Here is a 24,481-nt window from a genome sequence, read left to right on the forward strand (position 1 = left end):
AAGGTCAGGTAGCTCAGTCGGTACGAGCGTCCGCCTGAAAAGCGGAAGGTCGGCGGTTCGACCCCGCCCCTGACCACACTAGCTGAGCAGCACAAACGCCCCGAGCGAATATCGTTCGGGGCTTTTTTGATCTCCAGTGACAGCAACGCTGACAGCAACGTCGATCCTTGGCTTGCTATGACGCTGATATAGGAATCGCTGCCAACCTCTTATGTCCGGGCTACGCTAAGTCTTGCAAGTCGGAAGCAGGGCTGCTGTTGCTAGCAAAACCGCTATCAGCGCGGTGAGCTGGCCCGACTCGGTTGGTAGCCGAGCCGGGCGTAGCTACGAAGGGAAGGGCCCGTCCACTAGCTCATAAGAGCTAGTAGAGCCGCCGCCAACGGCGCCAACCTTGTCGCGGCGTCTAGGACGGGCCACACCCACGCCCACGATTTTTGTGGACGTCGGTGCTTTGCGGTCACATACATCACCTCCTCTCGTTGTCGGGGCCAAAACACGGCATCCGACACAGATCGACGAGGAAGAGGTGTGGACTGCTGTCCCACAGGTGTAGCCGTCCCAGGCTAAAGCAGCGGAGCATGCCGAATCTTGGTATACGCCGAACTTCTGAGAGATCCTCCCGACAAACGAAGATCGCCCTGACCAAAGTGGCCAAGGCGATCTAGGAATTGGGTTTCAGCCGAGCGCATCCCCTAATTTGCCGAGGGCGTTGCGCTTGTCGTGGAGGGAGACGTGGGCGTAGATGGTCATGGTTACCTCGATGTCGCTGTGGCCGACGATGTCGCGGACGACCTGGGGCGGGACACCGAGGTTGAGCAGCAGGGTCACGCAGGTGTGGCGGAGGTCGTGAAAGCGCATGTCCCCGAGGCCGGCGACCTTGCGGATCGCTCCCCAGCTCCGCCGGAGGTTGTCCGGCTCCATGGGCGTCCCGAGCCGGGACGGGAAGACCAGGCCGTGCCCCTCCCGGCAGTCGGAGCGTTCGGTGAACTGCTGCTTGCAGTGCGCCCGAAGTGCTTCCACACGGATAGAGGGAAGAACCACGCACATCTGGTCCCGTAGGCAAGGCCGGGCGATCACCACTGGTCCCAGCCCGACCATGCGTACCAGGGGCCGGAGATCGGATCGAGCCGCTCCAAGCCGTCCTCGGACATCTGGCCCGTCGGGTTCCATGCGAAACCCGCCGACGTGCGTATCTGCCAGTCATCGATGCTGAACTGGGCTCCGCCATCGGGCGTAGCCGCTGACCAGCAGACCGGATAAAGACCCACCAGTCGGCACTCGTGGGAGGAGGTGCCGCTCCGGGCCACGGCCTGGGCATGGTCGGCCAGGGCGGACTTTGACAACGTGAACCGTACCTGGAAGGGGATATCGGCGGTGATCGCCAAAGCGGTACAGCCGGCAATGATCCATGGCATCAACCAACGGAGCAGGTTCGCCTCCATCGCGTTGATGTCGGCCAGAAGCGCCGGGATGGCCCGGATGATCCACAGCAGGAAGAGCGCGCCACTCGCGAAGAACACCCAAAGGAATAGTTCGACGTACAGGTACGGCGCGCTGGCCCACCACAGGCACACGAACGCCGCGAACGAGAACGCCGTGATCAACGGCCATCCGGGCGGCTCGGTGATCATGGCGCCGCCCTAGCGATCAGCCGAGCAGTACCAACAGTCGGCGTAGACAGGTTGGTCACGCCCCCACTCGATCGGCAAGTCCTCGTAGCTCGGGTGAGGGCGGATCCTGCATGGTCAGCAGGTCGGACACCAACTGGTGAGTGGTGCGGTGGTTCCGTATCTGCTCCGGGGTGATGGCTTCGGCCGCCAGCAGCGCGGATACGGCTTGGTCGATCTGGCGGCGTTGGGCATGCGCGCGGGCGAGGTCCACCTGGAGTCGAGCACGCCGTTCGTTCGAGAGCGTCGAGGTGTCCAGCGCTGCCCCGACCCGGAGCGCGTGCCCGGCGTCTCCCAGCTCGACCGCCACCGCCACCTCGTGAAGCGCGACGTTGGCCGGACCGAACTCGGTGTTGTAGTCGTTGCGTCCCTCTTCCAGCCGCTCCGCGACCTCACGAGCCCGCGCCAGGTGCTGGTACGCGGTGTCCGCCTCGTTCAGCCGGGAAGCGGCCACGGCCCGCTGCAAGGTAAGACCACCCCACAGCGACATGGCCTCGGGCTTGCCCGCATCGACCATGAACCACAGAGCCTCGGCAGCCGTGCGAGCCGTCTCCTCCACCTGGTCGAAGTGGCGCGCGCCCAGGAAGACGAAGCCGAGCCGGAAAGCGCCGGCCGCCATCATCAGCGGGTTGCCCGCCCGTTCCGCGGCGACGATCGCACGATCGGCGGCGATCCACGCGGCCTCGGGCTCACCGAGCTTGGCGAGCGTGGCCGAGCACGCCTGGTAGGTCACCGCGAGCAGCTCGAACAGCTCCGCCCGCCGCTCCTCGGGAGCCGATCGAGCAGCCGACTCCAACGCGGGCACCAGCCCTCGCAGTAGGTCGGCCAGCTCCACGTACCGGCTCTCGTGTGTCAGCTCCCAGGCTCGATCGACCCGCGGCTTGATCTCCGACGTGGCCGGGACGGGGGCCGAGTGCAGCATGGCCCGCAGGGAGTGAGCCCCCGACAGCACCAGGCGCAGACCGGCCGTTCCCGGAATCTCCTCGGCGGAGGCGGCGACCACCGGCGCCTCCGCGGCCAGCTCTGAGAGCGGTATGTCGAGAGCCTCGGCGACCTTCTCCAGGACCGACATGCGATCGACCTTGCGAACCCCGCGCTCCACCTGCGAGATCCACGCCACCGACCGATCGACCAGCCGCGCCAGCTCCGGCTGTGACAGGCCACGCCGCTTGCGTTCCTGGGCGATACGTCGCCCCAGGGCTCTCTGATACTCGGTGCTTACCCCGCCGTTCCCTTACCGCTCTGAAGGGTCAACCAGTCGACCTCGACCGAGGACAGCAGCTCTTCCCGAGCGCCCAGGAACCGCCGGGTATGCTCCTGCTCCTCGTGGGTGTCGAAGGCCGCCCGGTCCCGGTAGAGCTCGTAGAAGATCCGCTGGAGCGGCTGGCCGTCGACCCGGTGTGAGGCGTACACCAGCGTTCCCGGCTCACCGTCGCGGATCTTCTCGATGGTCTCGCCGACCAGCTGATCGAACGCCTCGGCGGTTGCCTCGTCCTTACAGGTGAATCGGACCATCAGACCGAACATGGGTGCCCTCCTTCGTCGGAGCCTCTACGAGATCAGTACTTATTGTGCGACGCAAGTACCCCAAGTGGCTTGCACTATAAGTATGGTACTCGTACTTTAAGTATCAGTCACATGGTGAGTGCCCCTGACCTGCTTGATCGCGAGGTGAGCCGACGATGACCCCACCCCCAGACAGCCGTGAAGGCGCTGGAAGATGGCACCGAACCTTCCTGGGAGAGAAGGAACAGGTACGCGCGGCCCGCCTCTTCGTGAAGACCCACCTTCCCGATCACCTGGACGCCGAGCTCATCATCAGCGAACTCGCGACCAACGCCGTCGAGCACACGCGCACAGGACAACCGGGCGGACTCTTCACCACCACCGTCAAGCGCAACCCCGACGGCACCGCCTACATAGAGATCGCAGACCAGGGCGGCCCCGCCGTGTTCGGCCTCCCCACCCCCAACCGCGAAGGCGGCCGAGGGCTCTACCTTGTGACGGCTCTCGCCACCGCATGGGGATTCAAGGGCGACGCCGCCGGCCGAACGGTCTGGGTCGAACTACCCCCGCCCGCTCCATGAGCACCACGCCCCCAGCGCTACACGCTCTCCGCGAGCGGTTCCCCGCCTGGGCGTTCCTCTACAACCCTTTCGCACACCGGTGGTTCGCCCTCCAAGGCCGTACGACCACGCTCACCGCCGACACCGCCGAGGAACTCGCGACTCGTGTTGAGAGCTTCCAGTCACGCCGCCCCATGACCAGACCTCAACCGCGGCGATGACTCTTACCTCTCATGTGATCACACTGGCCTGCCCGATCGAGTGCCTCAAGCCCGTGCTGTCCGCCAGGACATACAACCCGCTCACCCAAGCTTGCGGAGCTTCATTCGACCGGCCCGATACGGTCGCAGACGTGATCACGCTGCTGCGCACGCGCCAGCTCGATCAGATCTGGGGGTTGGGTCCACGGCGTATCGGCGAGATCGAGGTAGCCCTGGTGTTCGTCGGCTTGCCCCGCGACCACGGCGGCCCGCTCAACGGCAACCAGTGAAGTACCAGGTGAGGGCATCGTGACAGCCGCTATGCGCTCAAGATCATCAAAGTCCGCTTACTCCGGATGAGAACTTTCTCTACGTCTTTAAAGGCGGCCCGCTGCGCGGCCCGCCGGGCGGCAAGCGTGCCCGGCTGCGGCTCTTCGGCCGGTCCGGGCACGCACCGCCCCGCGCACCCGAGGGCCAGCAGAAGCCGCCAATAAGACAGCGAGAGTCGCTCCCTATGGTCCTCGTCATGCCAACTGGGCGCTGGCCACCTGTCACCTGTCCCGCCGGACACCGTCACGGAGATCTCTCGACTACGGCATGCCGAGAACATCCCCCTGGTCGTACGGCTTCCCAGCAAGTTCCCGCCGTCCTGGCTGAGCTAGGGGTGGGCCATCACACCGATAAAGGTTCCGATCGCGCTGTGGCTGGCCACCGCACGAGGTTAAGGGCGATCGAAGGTCCAGGGCTCGTTCCTCACCCCGGCCCACCGCGCGACCGGGGCTGGCATGCGCACCCCGCTGGTGCCAGAGACTAGGCCCCATAGGATGTGCGGCTGTGCAACGGCTTGCGCTCTTCGACCTGGGCAACACCCTCATCGACCCAGACCAGGCGTCCCGAAGGTGGGTTGCAGAGTTCGCCGAAAAGTGTGATCTCGGGGATGAAACGGTGGAGTGGTTGATCGAGCTGGACCGGTCAGTTCATCCGTATTGTGAAGTGTTCTTCACCAGGGTCCGCGAGTACTTCGGGCCGCCGGATTCGGTAGACGCCCTGTGGAGTCAGCACCGCAAGCGCATGTCCCACCTTGTCTACTGCCGCCCCGAAGCCCTCTACGGACTTACGCATCCAACCATGTCCGCTCAATCTTCCAGTAATTTCAGTGCGTGAAACAACCGCGCAAGCTCTGGATTGGACTCAGCGAGCCGCCATAGATCGAGTTCTAGGAGTCGCTCAGCAACCTTCGGCGGCTCTGGGCGCCGACGCTCTCCCGGCAGAATAAGTCCGAGGGCAGTTTCAAGATCTGGTTCAAGGATAACGAGTGTAATCCTTGGTCCTTGGGTAGTGACGGCAGGGGAAATAGCTCGTTCCAGATCGAGTCGGACCTCTGCTGGCATACCGTCACCATCAGCGATGATCACTATTTCTTTGGCTTCGGGAAAATGATTGAGCTGCACTTGCGCTACAAGCGGAAGATTGAGTCGCCCCATCGCGGGAATAACCGAGATCATTTTTTCGGCGTAATACTTACGCGCCAGAATGGAAATGATACGCGCATCATAGTGGCCTTCAACGATAACAATCAGCTTTTGTGATGTCAGAGTTTGGGCGGCTGGATCTGGCAAAGGAACGTAAGGTGTTCCTTCTTCTGCAGCTGCCCGGAGCTTGAAGTTGAGCGCTTTCTCGATTCCGACTCCGTTAGGCCGGGCTACCTTACGCATGTCGCTGCCATCGAACAGGATTAGATTCAAGGTCTTGCCCGCCACAAGAGCATCGACTGCATCATTTGAGTACCCAGCCATGCTAATGAACACCCCAAGCGTTCCGATCAACTTCCCGTCGACTTTGCCGCGGAATTGGTAGAGCGTCGATGCGGGAACGGGGTCTCTGGTCCACTTGGCTTCAAGCAGCGTTGGCCTGCCATGATGAAGAAAAGAGCCGTCGATCTCTTCTCCTGTCGGCCTGTATCGGGTTCTCGGCTGCATGCCAGCTGCTGCGAACATCATGTAGAGCACTTGCTCGAACTGGTTGCCCCGACGCTGCTTATCGGCGCTGCTACTGTTGTCAGGCATAGCGTCAAGAGTCGCAAACAAAGCCTGCCAGACGGCATTGTGGCTCCCAGTCACGCACCCTCCCCTTTACTGAAGGCTACCGATCTTACATAGGCCGAACCGATTGGGGTATCCGTTTCGTATATTTGATCCCCTTGAGTGGCATGAAAGAGGCGATTGGAGAGGACCGCTGCTGGCGGCTGCGAGAGTTCGGAGGGTACCCGCAAACCTGGCGTCGGATATACGAGATCACGGTCCAGTGCTGCGGTACGCGCGGCGAACATGTGGTCGCCAACGCCCCACTGGGGGAGCGTCACGTGAGTGAGCATCTCGCGTACCTGCTCCGGCTTCTCGACGATCGTGTCCTCACTCGTAATGAAGGGGCCTCCATCGTTCCCTGGTCTGCCTCTACAGCGGGTTAGGTTTTTCAGAGTCAGTCGCTGATGTTCGATCCCGGAAAGTGGTTGCGATGACGAGCGCCGCTGCGGCCAGGAGGTGCCATCGGATCATCATGGTCGCATCCGCGAGGTGTTCGCCGCCCGCGACGATGAGAACCGCCACGAACCCCTCGAAGGTGGCGAGGAGAAGGAACGCACCGATCCCTAGTGCGACTCGGCGCCGCGTCCGGCCCGCCATGACGCCGCCGGCCGCCGCGGCCAAGGCGATGAGCACGATCAGCACGCCGTCCACGTCGGCCTTGCAGGACCACGCCCCGGGTTGCTTCCACAGCAGTTCCGCCGGCGGTGTGTAGGCGAACCAACCGAAGGAGGTGGACTCACCGGTCGGAAGAGAGAACCAGCCGACCGTCCACGCAGCCGCCACGATGGCCGCCGCCCAGAGCACGGCTCCCTTCCGCGCCGGAGACAGGGGCGAACGTGCCGCCACAAGCAGCGCGACGATGGCCACGGTGTAGCAGACTATCGACGGCCAAGGCTCATCGACGGGAAGGGACCGGTCGGTGAGGGGGTGGGTACCGGGCGGGAGGGAGATCGCGAACAGCCGGAACACGAGGACGGCACCGATCGCCGCGATTCCCAGGCTTGTGGTCCGTGGCGAGGCGCGCAGCAGGAGACCGGTCAGGACCACCGGCAGCAGGAGTTCGCCCCACGACAGCAGTTGCCACCACTGGCTCGTCGTCATGAGGAAGGGAGCGACGGAGTCGGTTCCCCAGCAGATCCCGACGTTCAGCTCTGCCGCGCTGATCCTGGAGGTCTTCAGGATGACCGGCCCGGAAGCGGCCAGGACCGCCCCGACGCGGAGTGCCTCCGCAGGGAGGCGCGTCTCCCCATGAGATGCCTCCGCCACGACGGCCTCTCCGTTTCCCCGCCTGCCAGTAGATCGACTCGAGCGACAATAGCGAACGAAGGTCATGATCCCGCAAGAGCGGTGACAGCAGCGCTGACAGCAACGTCCCCACACACGGACTCACTTCGGCTACCGTCCACCACCCTCTGACCATGGTCTCCGCTACCCGACCAGGGTGATCGCTCCGCCTGAAAAGCGGAAGGTCGGCGGTTCGACCCCGCCCCTGACCACAGCAACCGAGCAGGAAAGACGCCCCGAACGATCATCGTTCGGGGCTTTTTGATCTCCTATGACAGCAACATCACCAGTCTTCGGCCATCTCTCGGAGATAACGGAAGTGCTTGTCTATGCCAACCTCTGAGCCCTTGAGGTAGCCGGCAATCCTCCATCTCATTCGTATCTTTATGCAACGGCCTGAGTTCTGCGCGTGCCCGCGTGCGGACCCACTGCAACATCTTTGATGTACATCATCATGTACACTGAAGGCATGAAGGTGATGACCATGTCCGAATCGCGGGCCAACTACGCCGCCACCCTCGACGCTGTCATCGATGACCAGGAAGAAGTCCTCATCACCCGCCCTGGCGGGGAAGGCGTCGTCATGGTGTCGCAACATGAATACGAATCGATGCGCGAGACGCTCTACCTCATGGCCTCGCCTGCCAACCGCCGACGTCTGTCGGAGGCGGTCGCCCGCCTGGAGGCTGGCGGCGGCACCGTCCGCGAACTGGCCGATGAGGACACCACCTCGTGAAGGTCCTCTTCGACGAGCTTGCCTGGGATGACTACTGCTACTGGCAGCGAGAAGATCGACGGATCCTCAAAAGGATCAATCAGCTGATCGCCGACATAGCCCGAAACGAGAACGAAGGCATCGGCAAACCAGAGCCGCTGAAGTACGAATGGTCCGGCTACTGGTCCCGGCGCATTACTTCAGAACAACGGCTCGTCTACCGCGTCAACGACGACACCATCATGATCGCCGCCTGTCGCTATCACTACGAGAAGTAGCATCCGCCCGGCCGGCGAACCCCGGCATCCCGCTTCGGTTCAGAGCGGGAAGCCTGCGGCGCCCCTCTTGCGGGAGATGCCTGTCACTCACGGGCTGTGGCCAGGGCGATCGACCCCGGGGCACGATGGACGGTCCGGCGCGGGGTGACCTGCGCTGATGTGACAGCAGCACTGGCAGCAACATGCCCACACACCAGCACATCTGCGTCACCGTCCACATGCGACTGACCATGGCCTCGGTCAGCCGAGCAGGGCAGTTGTCCCGCCGGAAAAGCGGAAGGCCGGCGGTTCGACCCCGCCCCTGACCACAGCAACTGAGCAGCACAAACGCCCCGAGCGAATATCGTTCGGGGCTTTTGATTTCCAGTGACGGCAAAGGTCTCCTTTCCTGGCGATGGTGACGACCGAGAGCAACGCCACGAGGGGAAGCTGCGGTTAGGGTGGTTCGTCACCGCGTCGCCTTTGACGACCGATTACTGGCCGACCGTCGGGCGACAACACTGGGGACGCCGACCTCGGCCCCGCGTTTTGATGATCAGTACCGCATCACGCGATCGGCTCGCCGATGTTCAGAATCTTCAGACACGATGGCCGGTCAGCCGGTTCCCGATGGGCCGCCTGGGGAGATCAATCCGGTTTCGTAGGCCAGTACGACGGCCTGGACACGGTCGCGGAGGCCGAGTTTGGACAGGATGCGGGCGACGTGGGTTTTCACCGTCGTCGCGCTGAGAGTCAGCCGGTCGGCGAGTTCGGCGTTGCTCAGGCCGGTGGCGAGCAGGCGTAGCACTTCCAGTTCTCGGGGCGTCAGTTCGGACAGATCGCGGTGGAGATCGGCCTTCGCCTCGTCCCGGGGTGCGAAACGCTCGATGAGGCGGCGCGTGATGGTCGGTGCGAGCAGGGCGTCGCCGGAGCGCACCAGACGTACCGCGGCCACCAGGTGCTCAGGGCTGATGTCTTTGAGCAGGAAGCCGCTGGCGCCGGCGGTGAGGGCGGCGTAGACGTAGCGGTCGAGATCGTAGGTGGTCAGGATGACGACGCGGGTCTCGTTCGCTCCACCGCTCATGATCTGGCGGGTGGCTTCGATGCCGTCCATCCGCGGCATCCGGATGTCCATGAGCACGACGTCCGGCCTGGTGCCCCGCACGGCGGCGACCGCTTCGGCCCCGTCGGCCGCCTCCGCCACCACCTCGATGCCGTCGGCGGAGAGGATCATCCGAAACCCGGTGCGGACCAGCGTCTGGTCGTCGGCGATGACCGCGCGCAGCGGCCCGCTCATACGGCGGTCCACGGAATGCGGGCCGTGATCCGATACCCGCCCCCGGTTCTGGGTCCGGTGACCAGGGTTCCGCCGTAGACGGCCAGCCGCTCACGGAGTCCGATCAGTCCGCGGCCGTTGCCGGCCCGCGACTGGGGGCCCGGCGCGCCGCCGGTGTCGGTGACCTCGATCTCCAGCTGGTCGCCGCTGTGGCCGATCGCGACGAACGCCGCCGCGCCGACCGCGTGCTTCATCGTGTTGGTCAGAGCCTCCTGCACGACGCGGTAGACAGTGAGGCCGATCCCGTCGGGCAGGGGGCTCGGCGGCGAGAGTGCGACGTCCACCGACACCCCCGCGGCGCGTACCCGCTCGACGAGGCCGTCGAGTTGGTCGAGTCCGGGTTGCGGTTCGAGCCCGTCGTCCCGGCCGTCCACGCGCCCGCCTTCCGGTCCGGCAAGCAGGCCCATGACGTTGCGCAGTTCGGCCATGGCGGCTCGACCGCTGCTTTCGATCGCGAGCAGTGCCTGCTTGGACAGTTCCGGCTCGGCGTCCATCACCTTGCGCGCCGCGCCCGCCTGGATCACCATCACACTCACATTGTGGGTCACCACGTCGTGGAGTTCGGCGGCGATCCGGGAACGCTCGGCCTCGACTGCCTTCCGCATGGCTTCCTCCTGGGCCTGCTGAAGTTCGGTGAGCCGATCCCGGCTCCGCCGCAAGAAGCGGATGATGCTCGCGCAGACCCCGGCGCTCAGCAGGACGATGTAAGGCCCCAGCCAACTGGGGAGACTGGGGAGGCCGGACGCGACATCTCGGTCCACGGCGCCGGCGAGCACGGCCGCGAGCAGGAGGCCGGTTACCGCGGGCACCCGGTTGCGGCTGTGGGCGATGGCACTGTAGCCGGCGATCGCGCAGGTCAGCACGGTGATCCACGTCTCACCGCCGTTCATGGCCAGCGTCGCGGACACCACCACCCAGAAGGTGGTGAGCGGATACCTGCGCCGGGCCGCCAGCGGCAAGGCGGTCAGTACCACCAGGAGCACGGGCGGCTCGTACCCATCGGAGACGGCGTCGTACGGCAGGTTGATCCGCGCAGGGGTGAGCGGCTGGACGCCGATGCTCGCGTCCGGCAACACAGGAGGGGACGGGGCTTCTGGAGGAGATGGGGCTTTTGGAGGGGGCGGAGCCTCTGGAGGGGTCGGAGCCACCGAAGAAGGCCGCAGTTGCAGCAACTCGATCAGAGGGTCCGACCGCACGTCGACGTGATGAACCGGGCCGGGGAGTCCCCCCACCGCCAGCAGCGCGATGACGGTCAGGAGGACCGCGAGCAGTACGTCGGCGGCGAGAGCCCTGCGCGACGGACGGGCGGTTCGCGGTTCCGGCCGCAATATGTCCTGCACATACCGTCGCCAAAGCCGTCGTTCGTCTGCTGCCACCGGCATATTGTCGCGTTCGCGTGACTCGCCGCACATCGTCCGCAGTGACCACGGCGGTGTCCGCTGGGAGTACATCGCAGGGATGACACCGCGGGCGGGTCGTTCCCCGGAGGTATCCGATATAGGTACGACGGCCGACGCGCGTGGACATCAGCCGCTTCTAGCCTCGTTCCTGCCATCAGGCCGCTGCGGGATCTCCCGCCCAAGCGGCCGTTTCGATCAGAAGGACGGACATGTTCATGGGTCATGCGACAGGGGCGGTGGACACGGGCAGGCGGTACGGCGGCGTGGGTGCCCCGGTACGTACCGCCGGGGCCACCAAGCGGGGCATCTTCCGGCGCGGCGGTGTGGTCGCCGCAGGGCTGCTCGCCTTCGTGGCGGCCACATCGACCACATCGGCCGCGTCCGCGCAGTCCGCGCCTGCTTCGTCCGGCCTTTCGCCGACCTCGAGCAGCACGCCCTACCTGCCCAAGCCGACCGGCTCGCATCCGGTCGGCACCACGTCCCTGTACCTGAAAGACACCTCCCGCCCCGACCCCTGGGTCCCTTCGGTGAAAGCCCGGGAGCTCATGGTCTCCCTGTGGTATCCGGCCACGTCGCCGGGCCGTAAGCAGGCCCCGTACATGACCCCCAAGGAATCCGAGCTTCTGCTGAAGAGCGGGGAGATCACCAGCGTGCCGGCCGACACGCTGAGCAAGACGCGGACCAATGCCTTCACCGACGCCACCCCGGCAGGTCGTAAGCACGGTCTACCCCTCGTCGTGCTCTCCCCCGGCCACACCAAGCCCCGGACCGAACTCACGGGGCTGGCCGAGGATCTGGCCAGCCGAGGCTATGTGGTGGTCGCGATCGACCACACCTACGAGAACGTCGCCACCACCTTCCCCGACGGACGGGTGGCCACCTGCGTCACATGCGGGATCGAGAAGAATCCGGCGTGGTGGGAGAAACTGGCGAAGAGCCGGGCAGCCGACGTCTCCTTCGTGCTCGACCAGCTGACCGGGTCGCACTCGAAATGGAAGGGCGCCCGCCTGATCGACGCATCCAGGATCGCGATGGCCGGCCACTCCGTCGGAGGAGCGAGCACTATCGCGGCCATGCTCAAGGACTCCCGGATACGCGCCGGCATCGACATCGACGGCACCACAGAGGTCCGGATCCCGGACAGCGGACTGGCGCGGCCGTTCCTGTTCCTGGGCAAGCCGGCCACCTACACCCCGGGGAAGGGAGAGTCGGCCGCCAGCTGGGAGCGCGACTGGAAGCAGCTGAACGGCTGGAAGCGCTGGCTCCTGGTGACCGGAGCGGAGCACACGTCCTTCACCGACCTGGGCGTGCTGGCCGACCAGATCGGCATCGACCTCGGCGCCGACATAGCCGGTAGCCGCGCCATGGACATCACCCGCAGGTACGTCGCGGCCTTCTTCGACCTGCACCTGCGTAAGCAGCCCCAACCCCTGCTGGACAAGCCGTCGACCCGCTACCCCGAGGTCAAGCGCTGCTCGCCCGAGACGAAAACCTGCCAGTAGGACGTTGCCCGGTGCGGGCCCGGGCCGAAGAGACAGCGGATCGCCCGCCGCGTCGGACCTGGGCTTAACCTGGTTTGACGGACATCTAAGATCAGGGGTTCGCCCCCGGAAGGATGTCCATCTTGGAGAGCATGGGAAGAAGAGACATCCTCGCCGCTTGTTCACGTCGGGGTTCAAGGTTGCGTCCAGTTACGTGGTGTACGGCAGTCGCATGTAACACCACCGCCTTAAGCGATCATGCGTCGTCGGTCCGTGACCACCGGCTGAGGTGCGGTGAGAGTTGACGACGACGCTGACGACAACGTCGGCCACCGTGAGCACACGTTGGCAGCCGTCCACCGCCTTCTGGCTCCGTGTTCGTCGAGCGGGGCAGGGTGATCGCTCCGCCTGAAGAGCGGAAGGTCGGCGGTTCGACCCCGCCCCTGACCACAGCAACTGAGCAGCACAAACGCCCCGAGCGATTATCGTTCGGGGCTTTTTTGATCTTCAATGACAGCAACGTCTCCGCTGCTTCAAATCCCAGGTTTTTCGCGTCCTGGATGATCCCGCCCAAACGCCGGATCATGAGAATGTGAGCAGGACGGACAACACAATGCGGCTTCGCTTGCAGGAGCAGGATGGTCGCCGCTACAGGCACGATATGGGCGGCTCCTATTCGGGTATCGGTGAGGATGCCAACCTGGCGGAGCGCAAGGCCCGGCAGCGGGTACGACCCACATTGCTGCGCGGTGAGGAACCAGAGCCGACCAGACATCGCCATTGCGAAAAGTGGCGCTATTAAATGAAGCGTCCCGGAGGTCACCTCCGGGACGCTTCATCCACGTACGTGCGATGTCAGCCGAGGGCATCGCCGAGCTTGCCGAGAGCGTTGCGCTTGTCGTCGAGGGAGACGTGGGCGTAGATCGTCATGGTCACCTCGATGTCGCTGTGGTCGACGATGTCGCGGACGACCTGGGGCGGCGCGCCGAGGTTGAGTAGCAGGGTCACGCAGGGGACGGAGATCGTGAAAGCGCATGTCCCCGAGGCCGGCGGCCTTGCGGATCGCTTCTCAGCTTCGCCGGAGGTTGTCCGGCTCCAGAGGCGTTCCACGCCGAGACGGAAAGACGAGGCCGTGTTCCTCCCAGTCCTGCCAGCGGTCGGAGCGTTCGGCGAACTGTCGCCTACGGTGCTCCCGAAGTGTCTCGACGCAGATCGAGGGAATCGGGACAGTCCGTTCGGAGTCATTGGTCTTGGGGCGGACGAACTGAAGACGACCCCCGACCCGCTGGAGGGTCTGGATCACTTCGAGTTTCGCGCCGTCGAGGTCGAGGTCCACCCAGCGGAGCCCGAGGAGATCCCCGCGCCGCAGGCGGGCCTGGCGGCCCTGCGGTACGGGTTCCCTTGCCATCGGATGACGGAGGTGGCGACCCCGAGCAGGACTCCTCCTGGCCCTGACGGCACCCGCCGCCCCGCGCCCGCCCTGACGCACGCCGGTGGACCGCCGGGCGCGGGCGGTGTCAGCCGATCCACGCGCCGGTGGTGAAGTTCCCGGTGTTGATCGCCATGACCGGGATCATGATGGCCATGCTCACCAGCCACACCCAGGGTCTTCGCACCCCCGCGACGCCGATGGCGATCCACAGGGGGAACCAGGTCAGCGACCCCCGGCCGATCGACATGTAGAACGACGACAGGGTGAGGAAGGACAGCACCTGGGGGATGATGTACGCGAACTCCGGCCACTTGCGCCGTACCGCGAGGCAGCCGGCCAGCACCAGCAGCACCGCGGCCGAGATGATCTCCTCGTAGTAGGACGTGGTGAGCGAGGCGACGTCGTCGGACATGCTCCAGGTGTTGGCGAGCGCCTCCCACGGCCAGACGGCGTGCCGGCCCCAGAACCGGTCCTGCACCGAGTTGTAGGCCAGCCAGTCGCCGGTGCGGGTCCACTGGTAGACGCTGTACAGCACGAGCGGCACACCGGGGAGCGCGAGCCAGGGCAGCAGGCGCCACCCGCCCGGGCGTTTGCGGCCGTTCTCCGCCACCAGGAACATGACGAGCAGCCCGAAGGCCAGGAACAGGCCGGAGATGCGCACCGTGGCGGCTCCGGTGGCGCACAGCGCGGCGTCCTCCCAGCGGCCGTTCCTGGCGAGCAGCCACGCCGAGACGGCCAGGGCGAGGAACAGCGCCTCCGAGTAGCCGGAGTACAGGAACACGGCGAACGGGCTGAGGAACAGCGCCGCCACCGCGTACCGGCCGCTGCCTGCCGCGTACGTCTCGGCGAGCCGCGACAGTGCCACCGCGAGCACCGCGCTGGCCACCAGCGAGATGATCATCGTGGCCAGCCGGCCGTCTTCGATGACCGGCCGCATCACCCTGATCAGTATCGCCATGCCGGGGAAGAACGCCGGCAGCTTCCCGGCGTCCTGCATGCCCGGGGGGCCGTCGTAGCCGAACTGGGCGATGGCGATGAAGTTCTCGGCGTCCCAGCGGGTGAACCGGTTGAGGAAGGGGTCGGTGGTCCGGCCAGGGCCGGCCAGGTAGGCGTAGATCAGCACACCGACGTGCGACAGCGCCCAGAGGAGCAGGGCCAGCCGGTCGCCGGGGTCGGTCAGGAACCTGGGCACCCACCGCCGCCCGGCCACCTCACCGGTTGACTCGCCGGTCGTCTTGCTGGAGGTCTCGGCGGGACGTGCGCCGGGTTCCGCGTCGGCCGGTTCCGGCTCCGTGATCTCCACCGGCCCGCTGGGCGCGCGATCAGTCACGCGAGAATCCTTATATAGCCGCAAAATCCGGGCAACCGGTTGCCCGCAGCATGATCCTTCCGTGTCGGCCCGTCCCCGCTCGTCTCCTGCGAAGACCACTTCCGCCCGGTGGCGGGACGCCCCGCCCCGCCGTGAAACTTCCACGCGGTGCTAGCCGCCGTGCCCGCCGTGGAAGGGGGATGTCACGCCCTCGTACCGCAGATGCAGGGCCATCCCCTGGTCGGCGTGCGCGAGGTTGTGGCAGTGGTTCATCCACACGCCGGGATTGGCCGCGCGGAACGCCACCGCCCACACCTCGCCGGGCCGTACGTCGAAGGTGTCTGGCGGCAGATCGTGTACGACCTGCAGGCCGCCGGGGGCGCCCATGATTGTCGTGGTGCTGGTGGTCGCTGGCCTTGCCGGTGCTGTCGCAGTCGAAGGACGGCTGGAAGCAAACGCCGGTGCCGAAGCCGGAGGAGGGTGTGACGCAGGTCTGCCTCGCCAAGGTCATCAACAGTCGGAATGTCTACCTGTCTGTGTGGTACTCCGACAGGCCGGAGGAGAAGGACAGCGATGACTACTTGTTGCAGGTCGATTCCGGCCCCAGTGGGGGCAATCTGTGCTGATGCCGGGGAGGGGTGTTCGTCCGATCTCGGTTCTGGAACGTGAGGGTTGACGACAACATCGGCCACCGCGAGCACACGTTGGCAGCCGTCTACAGCCTTCTGGCCTCGTGGCCGTCGAGCGGGGCAGGGTGATCGCTCCGTCTGAAGAGCGGAAGGTCGGCGGTTCGACCCCGCCCCTGACCACAGCAACTGAGCAGCACAAACGCCCCGAGCGATTATCGTTCGGGGCCTTTTTTTGATCTTCAGTGACAGCAACGTCTCCGCTGCTTCAAATCCCAGGTTTTTCGTGTCCTGGACGATCCCGCCCAAACGCCGGATCATGAGAATGTGAGCAGGACGGACAACACAATGCCGCTTCGCTTGCAGGAGCAGGATGGTCGCCGCTTCAGGCACGATATGGGCGGGTCCTATTCGGGTATCGGTGAGGATGCCAACCTGGCGGAGCGCAAGGCCCGGCAGCGGGTACGACTCACATTGCTGCGCGGTGAGGAACCAGAGCCGACCAGGCATCGCCATTGCGAAAAGTGGCGCTGTTAACGAGGGCGGAAATGAAGTGTCCCGGAGGTGACCTCCGGGACATTTCATTTGTGTGCGTGCGATGTCAGCCGAGGGCGCCGCCCAGCCTGCCAAGAGCGTTGCGCTTGTCGTCGAGGGAGATGTGGGCGTAGATGGTCATGGTCACCTCGATGTCGCGGATGACCTGGGCGGGACGCCGAGGTTGGGCAGCAGGGCAACGCAGGTGTGCCGGAGATCGTGAAAGCACATGTCCCCGAGGCCGGCGACCTTGCGGATACGGAAAAAGTCGCGCGCCCCGTTCATCTATGATCCAGGATGTCCGATGGCCGGTAAGAACGATCAACGGGTCCCCGTTCAAAATCAGATAGTCTGATTTCATGAAGGTGATGACTGCTACTGAGGCATCTCGAAGCTTCGCGGTCGTTCTGGACGAGGCGGAGCGAGGGGAGACGATCGTGGTCACCCGGGGAGGTAAGCGGATCGCGGTGATCGGTCCCGCGCCCACGGCGCCGGGACGTATGGTCAAAGCCTTCCTGGCCAGAGCTGCGGGGACGCTGGACGCCGATTTCGAGGCCGATGTCGCGGCGGCCCGGGAGGCTGCCGACGACGAGATGAGGAGCACGTGGCCCGACGCCTGATCCTGGACACCGGCGTATTGATCGCGGCGGAGCGGGGCAGGGCCTCCGTGGACGCGGTGATCGGGGATGCCGACGATGTGGCGGTCGCCGCGATCACCGTGGCCGAGCTGCTCGTCGGTGTGGAGCTGGCAGATGAGGCGCGCCGTCCCGGACGGCAGGCTTTCGTGGATGAGGTTCTGGCGTTGATTCCGGTCGAGGAGTACACGGTGGACGTCGCCAGGGTTCACGCTCGTCTTCTGGCGCATGTGCGCCGGTCGGGAAAGACACGGGGAGCGTACGATCTGCTGATCGCCGCGACGGCGGCCGCCACCGCCAGAATCCTGATCACGATGGATTCGTCCGCCGCGTTCGACGACCTGCCCGGCGTCCGGGCGCAGGTCGTTCCCCGCTGAACGCCGACGGCGATCTTGACGGCAACGTTCACCATGGTCAACTGCTTCATCAAGTTCGTCGGTGGTAGGGGCGTCGGCAGCCGTCCACGGCCTTCTGACCTCGTGGCCGTCGAGAGGAGCAGGGTGATCGGTCCGCCTGAAGAGCGGAAGGTCGGCGGTTCGACCCCGCCCCTGACCACAGCAACTGAGCAGCACAAACGCCCCGAGCGATTATCGTTCGGGGCTTTTTGATCTCTGATGACAGCAACGTCTCCGCTGCTTCAAATCCCAGGTTTTTCGCGTCCTGGATGATCCCGCCCAAACGCAGGATCATGAGAATGTGAGCAGGACGGACAACACAATGCCGCTTCGCTTGCAGGAGCAGGATGGTCGCCGCTTCAGGCACGATATGGGGTCCCGGTAGTCCTGGCCGAAAAACCAACGGATATCGCTGACCTGCGCTAACGCGGAATCTCAGCATCCGTCGGCCCCGTCGTCTTGGTGCGGTCGAGGACGCGGTAGACGGTGGCGCGACCGATGGAGAAGACCTCCATGAGATCGGCGATGGTGTAGTCGCCGGTGGCATGCATCCGCACCAGCTCGGCTTGCTGACGGGCGGTGAGCTTGGGCTGTTTGCCCTTGAGCTTGCCGCGGGAGCGGGCGATGGCCATGCCCTCGCGGGTGCGCATCTTCAGCAGGTCGGCTTCGAACTCTGCGAACACGGCCAGCATGTTGAAGAACATCTTCGACATAGGGTCGGCGGGGTCGTAGATGCTCCCGCCCAGAGACAGGCGGACACCCCGGGCGACCAGGGTGTCGCCAATGTCGCGGGCGTCGGGGACCGAGCGTGCGAGCCGGTCGAGCTTGGGGACCACCAGGGTGTCACCGGCGCGTACGGCCGCGAAGGCCTGGTCGAGGCCGGGGCGGGCGCGGTTGGTTCCGGTGAGTCCCTTGTCGAGATAGATCCGGTCGCCCGCGACGCCGAGACCGGTGAGGATCTCGCGTTGGGCGGTGAGATCTTGCAGGACGGTCGAGCATCTGGCGTAGCCGATCAGTTCTCCCACCCCGAAAACGTACCGTTTAGCCCCCCATCACCGGACAGTTTCGCGGACCATCTATCTGAGACAGCGTTTCCGCAGGTCGCGTCTTCGCGGACCGGCAGTGCGGCGTGTCTCGTTGAGCGAACCTCGATTGAGACAGTCAAGATTGCAGTCGCACTTCATGGTGGTTGGCAACATCCGTCACTGCATGTAGCCGTGTCAGCTATCGGCGGGTGTTTGTGCCACTGGTTGTCCTTGAGGAGTTGTTGTGTGCGGGTGAGGAATGCCTGGCGGACCTCTTCTGGGTGCAGTATCTGGAGTGGTCGGCCGAGGCTGAGCAGGTAGCGGGCCAGGCCGTCGGCATCTGGCCCGCCGATGTCGATGATCGTGGCGTCATCGCCGTCCGGGTGGTGGACGCCGACCGTTAGTGGTACCAGCCTGCGGGCCTCATCGGCCGGTACGGCCAGGCGGATGGTCACCCGCACCGGGTAGGGCCTCAGCGCGATGCCCGTGCTGACCATCTGTGCTGGATCTGGCGGGTCGGGCAGGGCAGTGGCCTGCCCGGTGGCTGTGGCATCGATGATGCGATCGGTACGGAAGGTGCGCCAGTCCTGCCGCGTCAGGTCGTAGGCGAGGAGATACCAGCGGCGGCCGGTGTAGATGAGCCGGTAGGGGTCCACTCGGCGGGTGGACGTCGTTCCGGCCCGGTCGCGGTAGGTCAACTGGGTGCGTTCGCCTCGCCGGCACGCGGTGGCCAGGTCGAGCAGCAGCGCGGGGGAGATCTGGCTGTCGTCGGGTCGTGCGGTGTGGGTGAATGCGGCGTCCAGCTCGCCGAGCCGGTCGGCGATCCTGGCCGGCAGCACCTGGCGTAGTTTCAGCAGCGCCGACAGGGCTGCCTGGTCGCTGCCGGAGACTCCGCTGAAGGCGGCGGTGCGCAGCCCGACAGCGACCGCGAGGGCCTCCTCCTCGTCAAGGATCAGTGGCGGAATGCTGGTTCCGGGCCCGAGGTGGTAGCCGCCCCATGGGCCCATCTCCGATTCGATGCCGTAGCCGAGTTCACGTAGCCGGGCGATGTCCCGGCGAACCGTCCGTTCGGTGATCTCCAGCTGGGCGGAAAGATCAGCGCACGTCCAGGACGATCGCGTTGACAGCAAAGACAGCAGCCGCAGCAGCCGCGCCGAGGTGTTGACCACGGCTAACAGTCTGCTCGATAACCAGGACCGTTTCTGACCGGGTCATACCGTAACGTCGCCGGCATGACCGAGAACTCCTCGGCCGAAAAGTCCATTACGACGACGATGACCTCCGCCAAGGTGCGGTAGATGACGGGCCCGGATGGGCGCACGTAACCGACGAGGGGCAGGACCCATGGAAGCACGCATGAAGAGCGTGGCGAATCCCGACGTGATCACAGCGATCCAGCATCTCCACAAGGCGATTCACGCCGGTGGCGTCGACCCGCTCGTGCTCGAGCTGGTCCATCTGCGGGCCAGCCAGATCAACGGCTGCAGCCCGTGTGTGTTCGCCGGCGTCCAGTCGGCGAAGAAGCATGGAGAGACCGAGGAGCGGCTGCACAACGTGGTCACCTGGCGCGAGACCCCGTTCTTCACCGAGGAGGAGCGGGCAGCGCTCGCGCTGACCGAGGCCGCCACCCGGATCCAGGACGGCGCGCCGGGCGTGACCGACGAGATCTGGGACGGTGCTGCCACCCACTTCGACGAGAACCAGATGTCCGCGATCATCCTGAACATCGCAATCACCAACTTCTTCAACCGGATCAACCACACGATCCGGGAGCAGGCCGGCAAGACCTGGTGAAGGCGGGCGGGCGTCATCCGTCCAGAGGCCGCGGTGGCGACGTGGCGAAGGACGTGATCGGCCAGCTCCACCGCTGACCGATCCAGCGCCACTTCCGACAGGCCCCCGTCCTGGGCTCCCACCTTCGGGTGACCGCCGACAACCATCCCTTTGATGATCATCAGGGGCACATGACGATGAGCAACGAACTACTGGAACTGACCGTTACCGATGCCCGAGCCTGGCGGGAGTGGCTCAGCAGGCACCACGACAGCTCGGCAGGGGTGTGGCTGGTCCTCGCCAAGCAGAACACGACCCGGCCCACCAGCCTGACCTATGACCAGGCGCTCGACGAAGCCCTGTGCCACGGCTGGATCGATGGTCGGCTACGACGGCGGGATGAGATCACCTTCTGCCGGCGCTTCACCCCTCGCGGAAGGCAAAGTCCCTGGTCAGCGCGGAACGTTTCCATCGTCACCCGTCTGATCAGCGAGGGCCGGATGCATCCGGCCGGAATGACCGAGGTCGAACGCGCCAAGGCCCACGGCCGCTGGGACACGGCCTACGCGGGACAAGCCGGCATCGAGGTACCAGCCGACCTGGCCGCCGCATTGGCCGCGAAACCCCAGGCACAAGCGATGTTCGACATCCTCACCTCCCAAAACCGCTACGCCATTCTCTATCGGATCGCGACCGCCAAACGCGCCGAGACCCGAGCCCGCCGTATCACCCAGTTCGTTGACATGCTCGCCCGCGGCGAGGCGATCCACCCACAAAAGCGCGCCCTCGGCAGTTGAATGCGGGCCCACTCCTCTCCCCGCCTCGCTCCTCCAAGCCCACGCACATGGCGGCTCGGCGTTCGGCCAGACCCGGAACCTTACCCAGCCCCCCAAGAACCCGTCATGGGCGCAGGCTCGGCTCAACAGCGGCCGGGCGCAAGGGGCGCCAGCCGCCTCCGTCGAGTTTGGCGAGCTCGGCTTCGACGTCGACGGTGATGACGCCGAAGAAGTTGACGTTCTCGCTGTGGGCCGGGGAGATGTGGGCCAGCAGCTCATCAGGCACATCCCGGCCGTCGGCGCGCAGGTTTTTGACGGCGAGCTGGTAGTACTCGGTCGTCCACGTGATGACCGCGTTGGTCAGCACCGTCAGGCACCACGCTTGTTCGGTCTGGTCGGCAAGGTGCGGCGTGGTGATGGTGCCCTGCTGGGCGTAGTGCAGGTCCCGGCGCAGCGCGTGCAGGCTTTCGCCTTTGTTCAACTGTCGCCCGATCCGCCGGCGATAGGAGGGATCCGATAGATACTTCGCGGCGTGGATCGTGCGGCGCAAGGTGCCCCATTCCTTCAGCGCGGCCGCCAGGGTGTTCTGCCGGGAGGCGGCCGACCATTTGCCGACCACCAGCGACGCGGTCGCCTGTCCGTACTTGAGCGATCCGGCCATGCGCAGTAGGTCGGGCCAGCAGTCGGCGACCAGCGCTTCGTTCCAGCGGGCGCCCAGCAGCGGACCGGCGTGCGGGTAGCGCTTGGCCGTCTCGGTGGGGGTGTCGTCCCTCACCAGGGTGATCTTCCCCAGGTCCCGGATCCGCGGCGACAGCAGCTTTCCCACCAGGTCGAACAGGGCGAAGTTGATCAACGTGACCCCGTGGGTATCGGTCGTGTGCTCATCGATCGGAAGGTCGGTGGCGTTTCCCAGCAGCTCATCGAGTATGAACTGGGCCTCCCGCTGGGTCGGGATGAGGATCTTGGTGCCGTAGGTGGAGTGCTGGTCGGACACGTGGGTGTAGGTGGACAGCACCTTCCCGCCGTGGATGGGCATCTGTCGGGCGGTGGTCGACTTGCCGCGCACCGGGAAGCGCTGCCCGTCGGAGGAGGACATGGTGCCGCCACCGAACACTCCTGCCAGCTCCAGACCGTGATGGTGGTTGACGATGCAGGTGTTGGCCTCCCGCAGCGTGTCCTCCCGCACGTACCACTCCATCGTCCAGGCCAGCACGTCGTAGGGGACGCCGCACGCCTCCGACATGCGGGCCAGCCCCAGGTTGGTGGCCATCGCGATCAACACGGCCAGAATGTTGCGTTTCAGCTCGGCGGACTTGGCCTGTTTACGGCCCCCGGCGTGGGTGAAGCAATCCAGGAAACCCGTGCGCACGTCCAGCTCGATCAACAACGAGGCGATCGGCGCGAACGGCAGCATCCCGGCCAGCTCGTCCTTCAGCTCCCCGGCCTCGGCAGGGACGTCCTCGGCCGTGAGCTTGGGGATCACCAAATTGTCATCACCGTCCAACCGGACCGCGCCGGTGTCGTCCGGCGCCGCGCCGGCCAGGGTCTTCTCCAGCTCCGCCAGCGCGGTGTGCAGCTCCTCCTTGCCCTGGGCCAGGGCGTCGGCGGCCGTGGCTGGCTTGCCGACCAGCGTGCAGAACGCGGCCTGCTTGGGCTGCCACTGCTCGGGTGTGTACAGGTAGGTCGACGGGTCGGCGTACCGGCGCGATCCCGGCACGAAGATGTCCCCGGACCGGAGCCCGTCCCGCAGACCCAAGATCACGCACAGCTCCCAGTAGTGGCGGAATGAGGTGTCGTCCCCGGTCTTGCGGGCCTTGTCCAGGTAGTCGGCGTACCTGGCCGGAACGAATGAGGTCGGCGCGTCCTCAGGCACCTTCCGGCCGCCGCCAGCGTTCAGCTTCTTCAAGATGGCCACCGCAGCCATCAGATCGGCAGTGCCTGGGCCGCCCTGGAAATCGATCGCCGCCAGCACGTTCGGGGTGAACTGCCGCAGGTAGGAATAAGAGGCGTGCATTGCCGACAGGCGGCCGTGGTCCTTGGGAAGCGGCCGCCACTCGCCCGCCACCGTCTCCCGTAGCCTGCTCATCCCGATCCGCTCCCGCAGCAGGCCACCGACCTGTTCGTCGGGAATCGACGGGTCGGCCAGCACCGGAAGGATCACATCCATCAGCAGCTGGCGGGTCTCGCCCTTCTTCGCCCGCTCGACCAGCGCCTCATCGGTCTTGATCTTGGCCCGCGACTCCCGCGCCGACACCGCCTGGTCGAACAACGCCACGACCTCATCCAGCAGGTCCACCGCCGACTGCGCCGCCACCGCCAACAGGATCGGATACCGACGCTCTGGATCGCGGCGCTCCAGCGCCTGATTGGTGGAACGGCGGCCCACCGTCGCCAGGAACCGGCGCCGCTCCGTCGGCAACGCCGACAAATCCAGCAGATGCGCGTCCATGCCGCGCAGCCACTCCAGCTTCTCGATGGTCGCCTTCACCGACTTGGCCGTCGCCTCCACCGCCGGGGTCGTCAGCCAGGCCAGCGGTGTCATGCCCCGCCCAACATCCACCGCCAGCATCCGATCCAGATCGCTACAGACCTGCTCGGTCAACAGATCGGCCACCGTCTCATGGGTGAGGTCGGTGGCCGCCTTACGCGCCGTCCCGACCATCTCCATGAGGGTGACCACACCTGGCCGGATCACCTTCGCCGCGATCAGGTACTCACGCGCCAGGTTGAACAACAGCGTCGGCGAGTCGTGCTCCATCGCCCGGTCCAGTAGGAACTGCTCCAGCTCCTTGAACGCCGCGCTGCCCGGCGAGGCATGCACCCATCCCAGATACTTCACGACCGACCGCAGGTGATCGGTCCGGGTCTGCTCCCGCCTGCCGTACTCCTCCAACATCGCCGCATCCACACCCCGCCGCTCGGCCAGCCGGGCCACCGCCACCGGCGGCGCCGAGCTCACCTCATCCGGGACGAACCCAAGCCACGGCAACGTACACAGCTGAACAGCAAGCCCCAAGCGGTCCGTTGCGCCCCGCCCATGGCCCGGGTCGACGAACGCGACATCAGCCGGTGTCAGCGTGAAAAACCGGATCAGATCATCCCGGCCGATGTCAGGGAACGACCGCAGCTGCTCCAGCTGATCCTCGGAGAACAACCGCGTCGACACCGACCACCTCCACGACGTACCAGGCAAACGGTACGAACCGTAACGTTGGTGATCAGAACGCCCGACACTGACCCCGCATCACCGCAGGTCAGCGATATCCGTTGTTTTTTCGGCCAGGACTACCGGGACCCCGATATGGGCGGGTCCTATTCGGGCATCGGTGAGGATGCCAACCTGGCGGAGCGCAAGGCCCGGCAGCGGGTACGACTCACATTGCTGCGCGGTTGAGAGCGGTCACGTGGAACTCTTGATCGGCGGACAGAAAAGTCGCGGCTGACGGACACCGGTTCCTGGTGGGCGGCCACCAAAAGTCTTGGTCA

The 24,481-nt window shown here is 65.5% G+C and carries 29 protein-coding genes and 6 tRNA genes; 19 read left to right on the plus strand and 16 right to left on the minus strand.

Annotation, left to right across the window (positions count from 1 at the left end; translation table 11 throughout):
* The first annotated feature begins 2 nt into the window (after positions 1-2).
* A tRNA-Phe gene (locus ACFQVD_RS34315) sits at positions 3-76 on the plus strand.
* 599 nt (positions 77-675) lie between these two features.
* Here ACFQVD_RS34315 and ACFQVD_RS34320 read toward each other — a convergent pair.
* Genes ACFQVD_RS34320 through ACFQVD_RS34335 form a run of 4 tightly spaced genes read right to left on the minus strand, consistent with a single transcriptional unit; the run spans position 676 to position 3,194 of the window.
* Entirely contained in the window at positions 676-1,020 is a 345-nt protein-coding gene (locus tag ACFQVD_RS34320; protein WP_343963278.1) for a tyrosine-type recombinase/integrase, read from the minus strand.
* A gap of 53 nt (positions 1,021-1,073) precedes the next feature.
* Entirely contained in the window at positions 1,074-1,631 is a 558-nt protein-coding gene (locus ACFQVD_RS34325; RefSeq protein WP_343963280.1) for a hypothetical protein, read from the minus strand.
* 55 nt (positions 1,632-1,686) lie between these two features.
* Positions 1,687-2,865, minus strand: coding sequence for a helix-turn-helix domain-containing protein (locus ACFQVD_RS34330; protein WP_343963314.1), 1,179 nt, complete (start codon positions 2,863-2,865; stop codon positions 1,687-1,689).
* A gap of 20 nt (positions 2,866-2,885) precedes the next feature.
* Complete coding sequence (locus ACFQVD_RS34335) at positions 2,886-3,194, minus strand: putative quinol monooxygenase (RefSeq protein ID WP_343963281.1); 309 nt, start codon at positions 3,192-3,194, stop codon at positions 2,886-2,888.
* 155 nt (positions 3,195-3,349) lie between these two features.
* On the opposite strand from ACFQVD_RS34335, the gene ACFQVD_RS34340 reads away from it, so the two are divergent.
* The 3 genes from ACFQVD_RS34340 (at position 3,350) to ACFQVD_RS34350 (ending at position 5,097) form a co-directional block, all read left to right on the plus strand.
* Complete coding sequence (locus tag ACFQVD_RS34340; protein ID WP_343963282.1) at positions 3,350-3,754, plus strand: ATP-binding protein; 405 nt, start codon at positions 3,350-3,352, stop codon at positions 3,752-3,754.
* Between the two features lie 331 nt (positions 3,755-4,085).
* Entirely contained in the window at positions 4,086-4,223 is a 138-nt protein-coding gene (locus tag ACFQVD_RS34345) for a hypothetical protein (RefSeq protein WP_343963283.1), read from the plus strand.
* Positions 4,224-4,767: 544 nt separating this feature from the next.
* On the plus strand, positions 4,768-5,097 hold the full coding sequence (locus tag ACFQVD_RS34350) for a hypothetical protein (protein ID WP_343963284.1): 330 nt from the start codon (positions 4,768-4,770) through the stop codon (positions 5,095-5,097).
* Here ACFQVD_RS34350 and ACFQVD_RS34355 read toward each other — a convergent pair.
* Together ACFQVD_RS34355 and ACFQVD_RS34360 are read right to left on the minus strand one after the other, a co-directional pair.
* The gene (locus ACFQVD_RS34355) at positions 5,070-5,999 is read right to left on the minus strand and encodes a restriction endonuclease (protein ID WP_343963285.1); all 930 of its coding nucleotides are present in this window, start codon (positions 5,997-5,999) and stop codon (positions 5,070-5,072) included. The genes ACFQVD_RS34350 and ACFQVD_RS34355 overlap by 28 nt on opposite strands.
* 387 nt (positions 6,000-6,386) lie before the next feature.
* Complete coding sequence (locus ACFQVD_RS34360) at positions 6,387-7,283, minus strand: hypothetical protein (protein WP_343963287.1); 897 nt, start codon at positions 7,281-7,283, stop codon at positions 6,387-6,389.
* 166 nt (positions 7,284-7,449) lie between these two features.
* Here ACFQVD_RS34360 and ACFQVD_RS34365 point away from each other — a divergent pair.
* The 4 genes from ACFQVD_RS34365 (at position 7,450) to ACFQVD_RS34380 (ending at position 8,602) form a co-directional block, all read left to right on the plus strand.
* Positions 7,450-7,513 (plus strand) — tRNA-Phe (locus ACFQVD_RS34365).
* A gap of 230 nt (positions 7,514-7,743) precedes the next feature.
* Complete coding sequence (locus ACFQVD_RS34370) at positions 7,744-8,037, plus strand: type II toxin-antitoxin system Phd/YefM family antitoxin (RefSeq protein ID WP_343963288.1); 294 nt, start codon at positions 7,744-7,746, stop codon at positions 8,035-8,037.
* Positions 8,034-8,294, plus strand: coding sequence for a Txe/YoeB family addiction module toxin (locus tag ACFQVD_RS34375; RefSeq protein WP_343963289.1), 261 nt, complete (start codon positions 8,034-8,036; stop codon positions 8,292-8,294). Before ACFQVD_RS34370 ends, ACFQVD_RS34375 begins: the two co-directional genes overlap by 4 nt.
* A gap of 238 nt (positions 8,295-8,532) precedes the next feature.
* Positions 8,533-8,602: transfer RNA gene (locus tag ACFQVD_RS34380), tRNA-Phe, on the plus strand.
* 287 nt (positions 8,603-8,889) lie between these two features.
* Here the strand turns inward: ACFQVD_RS34380 and ACFQVD_RS34385 are convergent.
* Positions 8,890-9,570: a response regulator transcription factor gene (locus ACFQVD_RS34385; RefSeq protein WP_343963290.1), complete on the minus strand. Its 681-nt coding sequence runs from the start codon at positions 9,568-9,570 to the stop codon at positions 8,890-8,892.
* Positions 9,567-10,682, minus strand: a complete 1,116-nt coding sequence (locus ACFQVD_RS34390; RefSeq protein WP_343963292.1) for a sensor histidine kinase — start codon at positions 10,680-10,682, stop codon at positions 9,567-9,569. Before ACFQVD_RS34390 ends, ACFQVD_RS34385 begins: the two co-directional genes overlap by 4 nt.
* Positions 10,683-10,772: 90 nt before the next feature.
* On the opposite strand from ACFQVD_RS34390, the gene ACFQVD_RS34395 reads away from it, so the two are divergent.
* From ACFQVD_RS34395 to ACFQVD_RS34405, 3 genes are all read left to right on the plus strand, one after another.
* The gene (locus ACFQVD_RS34395) at positions 10,773-11,009 is read left to right on the plus strand and encodes a hypothetical protein (protein WP_343963293.1); all 237 of its coding nucleotides are present in this window, start codon (positions 10,773-10,775) and stop codon (positions 11,007-11,009) included.
* 215 nt (positions 11,010-11,224) lie between these two features.
* Positions 11,225-12,511, plus strand: a complete 1,287-nt coding sequence (locus tag ACFQVD_RS34400) for an alpha/beta hydrolase family protein (RefSeq protein ID WP_343963295.1) — start codon at positions 11,225-11,227, stop codon at positions 12,509-12,511.
* Between the two features lie 363 nt (positions 12,512-12,874).
* Positions 12,875-12,940: transfer RNA gene (locus ACFQVD_RS34405), tRNA-Phe, on the plus strand.
* Between the two features lie 405 nt (positions 12,941-13,345).
* Here the strand turns inward: ACFQVD_RS34405 and ACFQVD_RS34410 are convergent.
* From ACFQVD_RS34410 to ACFQVD_RS34425, 4 genes are all read right to left on the minus strand, one after another.
* Positions 13,346-13,498: a hypothetical protein gene (locus tag ACFQVD_RS34410; protein ID WP_343963297.1), complete on the minus strand. Its 153-nt coding sequence runs from the start codon at positions 13,496-13,498 to the stop codon at positions 13,346-13,348.
* Between the two features lie 61 nt (positions 13,499-13,559).
* Entirely contained in the window at positions 13,560-13,898 is a 339-nt protein-coding gene (locus ACFQVD_RS34415; protein ID WP_343963298.1) for a hypothetical protein, read from the minus strand.
* Between the two features lie 109 nt (positions 13,899-14,007).
* Positions 14,008-15,252, minus strand: a complete 1,245-nt coding sequence (locus ACFQVD_RS34420) for a mannosyltransferase family protein (RefSeq protein WP_343963300.1) — start codon at positions 15,250-15,252, stop codon at positions 14,008-14,010.
* Between the two features lie 150 nt (positions 15,253-15,402).
* A complete protein-coding gene (locus ACFQVD_RS34425) occupies positions 15,403-15,618 on the minus strand; it encodes a multicopper oxidase domain-containing protein (RefSeq protein WP_343963301.1) in 216 nt (71 codons plus the stop codon).
* A 29-nt stretch (positions 15,619-15,647) separates the two neighbouring features.
* Here ACFQVD_RS34425 and ACFQVD_RS34430 point away from each other — a divergent pair, with 29 nt between their 5' ends.
* Together ACFQVD_RS34430 and ACFQVD_RS34435 are read left to right on the plus strand one after the other, a co-directional pair.
* Positions 15,648-15,857: a hypothetical protein gene (locus ACFQVD_RS34430; protein ID WP_343963302.1), complete on the plus strand. Its 210-nt coding sequence runs from the start codon at positions 15,648-15,650 to the stop codon at positions 15,855-15,857.
* A 117-nt stretch (positions 15,858-15,974) separates the two neighbouring features.
* Positions 15,975-16,040 (plus strand) — tRNA-Phe (locus ACFQVD_RS34435).
* Positions 16,041-16,458: 418 nt separating this feature from the next.
* On the opposite strand, the gene ACFQVD_RS34440 is transcribed toward ACFQVD_RS34435, so the two are convergent.
* Positions 16,459-16,620: a hypothetical protein gene (locus tag ACFQVD_RS34440; RefSeq protein ID WP_343963303.1), complete on the minus strand. Its 162-nt coding sequence runs from the start codon at positions 16,618-16,620 to the stop codon at positions 16,459-16,461.
* 139 nt (positions 16,621-16,759) lie between these two features.
* Here ACFQVD_RS34440 and ACFQVD_RS34445 point away from each other — a divergent pair, with 139 nt between their 5' ends.
* The 3 genes from ACFQVD_RS34445 (at position 16,760) to ACFQVD_RS34455 (ending at position 17,581) form a co-directional block, all read left to right on the plus strand.
* On the plus strand, positions 16,760-17,011 hold the full coding sequence (locus ACFQVD_RS34445; RefSeq protein WP_343963304.1) for a type II toxin-antitoxin system Phd/YefM family antitoxin: 252 nt from the start codon (positions 16,760-16,762) through the stop codon (positions 17,009-17,011).
* Entirely contained in the window at positions 16,996-17,403 is a 408-nt protein-coding gene (locus ACFQVD_RS34450) for a PIN domain-containing protein (RefSeq protein ID WP_343963305.1), read from the plus strand. Before ACFQVD_RS34445 ends, ACFQVD_RS34450 begins: the two co-directional genes overlap by 16 nt.
* A 109-nt stretch (positions 17,404-17,512) precedes the next feature.
* Positions 17,513-17,581 (plus strand) — tRNA-Phe (locus tag ACFQVD_RS34455).
* A gap of 262 nt (positions 17,582-17,843) precedes the next feature.
* On the opposite strand, the gene ACFQVD_RS34460 is transcribed toward ACFQVD_RS34455, so the two are convergent.
* Entirely contained in the window at positions 17,844-18,446 is a 603-nt protein-coding gene (locus ACFQVD_RS34460) for a recombinase family protein (RefSeq protein ID WP_343963307.1), read from the minus strand.
* A gap of 155 nt (positions 18,447-18,601) precedes the next feature.
* Complete coding sequence (locus ACFQVD_RS34465; protein WP_343963308.1) at positions 18,602-19,615, minus strand: helix-turn-helix transcriptional regulator; 1,014 nt, start codon at positions 19,613-19,615, stop codon at positions 18,602-18,604.
* 175 nt (positions 19,616-19,790) lie between these two features.
* On the opposite strand from ACFQVD_RS34465, the gene ACFQVD_RS34470 reads away from it, so the two are divergent.
* Both ACFQVD_RS34470 and ACFQVD_RS34475 read left to right on the plus strand, forming a co-directional pair.
* Positions 19,791-20,240: a carboxymuconolactone decarboxylase family protein gene (locus tag ACFQVD_RS34470; RefSeq protein ID WP_138720058.1), complete on the plus strand. Its 450-nt coding sequence runs from the start codon at positions 19,791-19,793 to the stop codon at positions 20,238-20,240.
* Between the two features lie 128 nt (positions 20,241-20,368).
* Positions 20,369-21,016 carry a YdeI/OmpD-associated family protein gene (locus ACFQVD_RS34475; protein ID WP_343963310.1) on the plus strand — a complete coding sequence of 216 codons (648 nt, stop codon included), beginning with the start codon at positions 20,369-20,371 and terminating at the stop codon, positions 21,014-21,016.
* Positions 21,017-21,119: 103 nt separating this feature from the next.
* On the opposite strand, the gene ACFQVD_RS34480 is transcribed toward ACFQVD_RS34475, so the two are convergent.
* On the minus strand, positions 21,120-24,149 hold the full coding sequence (locus ACFQVD_RS34480; protein ID WP_386274415.1) for a Tn3 family transposase: 3,030 nt from the start codon (positions 24,147-24,149) through the stop codon (positions 21,120-21,122).
* Between ACFQVD_RS34480 and ACFQVD_RS34485 the strand changes: the two genes are divergently transcribed.
* Positions 24,033-24,389, plus strand: a complete 357-nt coding sequence (locus ACFQVD_RS34485; RefSeq protein WP_386274492.1) for a hypothetical protein — start codon at positions 24,033-24,035, stop codon at positions 24,387-24,389. The genes ACFQVD_RS34480 and ACFQVD_RS34485 overlap by 117 nt on opposite strands.
* Positions 24,390-24,481: the final 92 nt, after the last annotated feature.

Origin of the sequence: Streptosporangium amethystogenes subsp. fukuiense (assembly GCF_042665875.1) — a bacterium.
GTDB lineage: Bacteria > Actinomycetota > Actinomycetes > Streptosporangiales > Streptosporangiaceae > Streptosporangium > Streptosporangium fukuiense.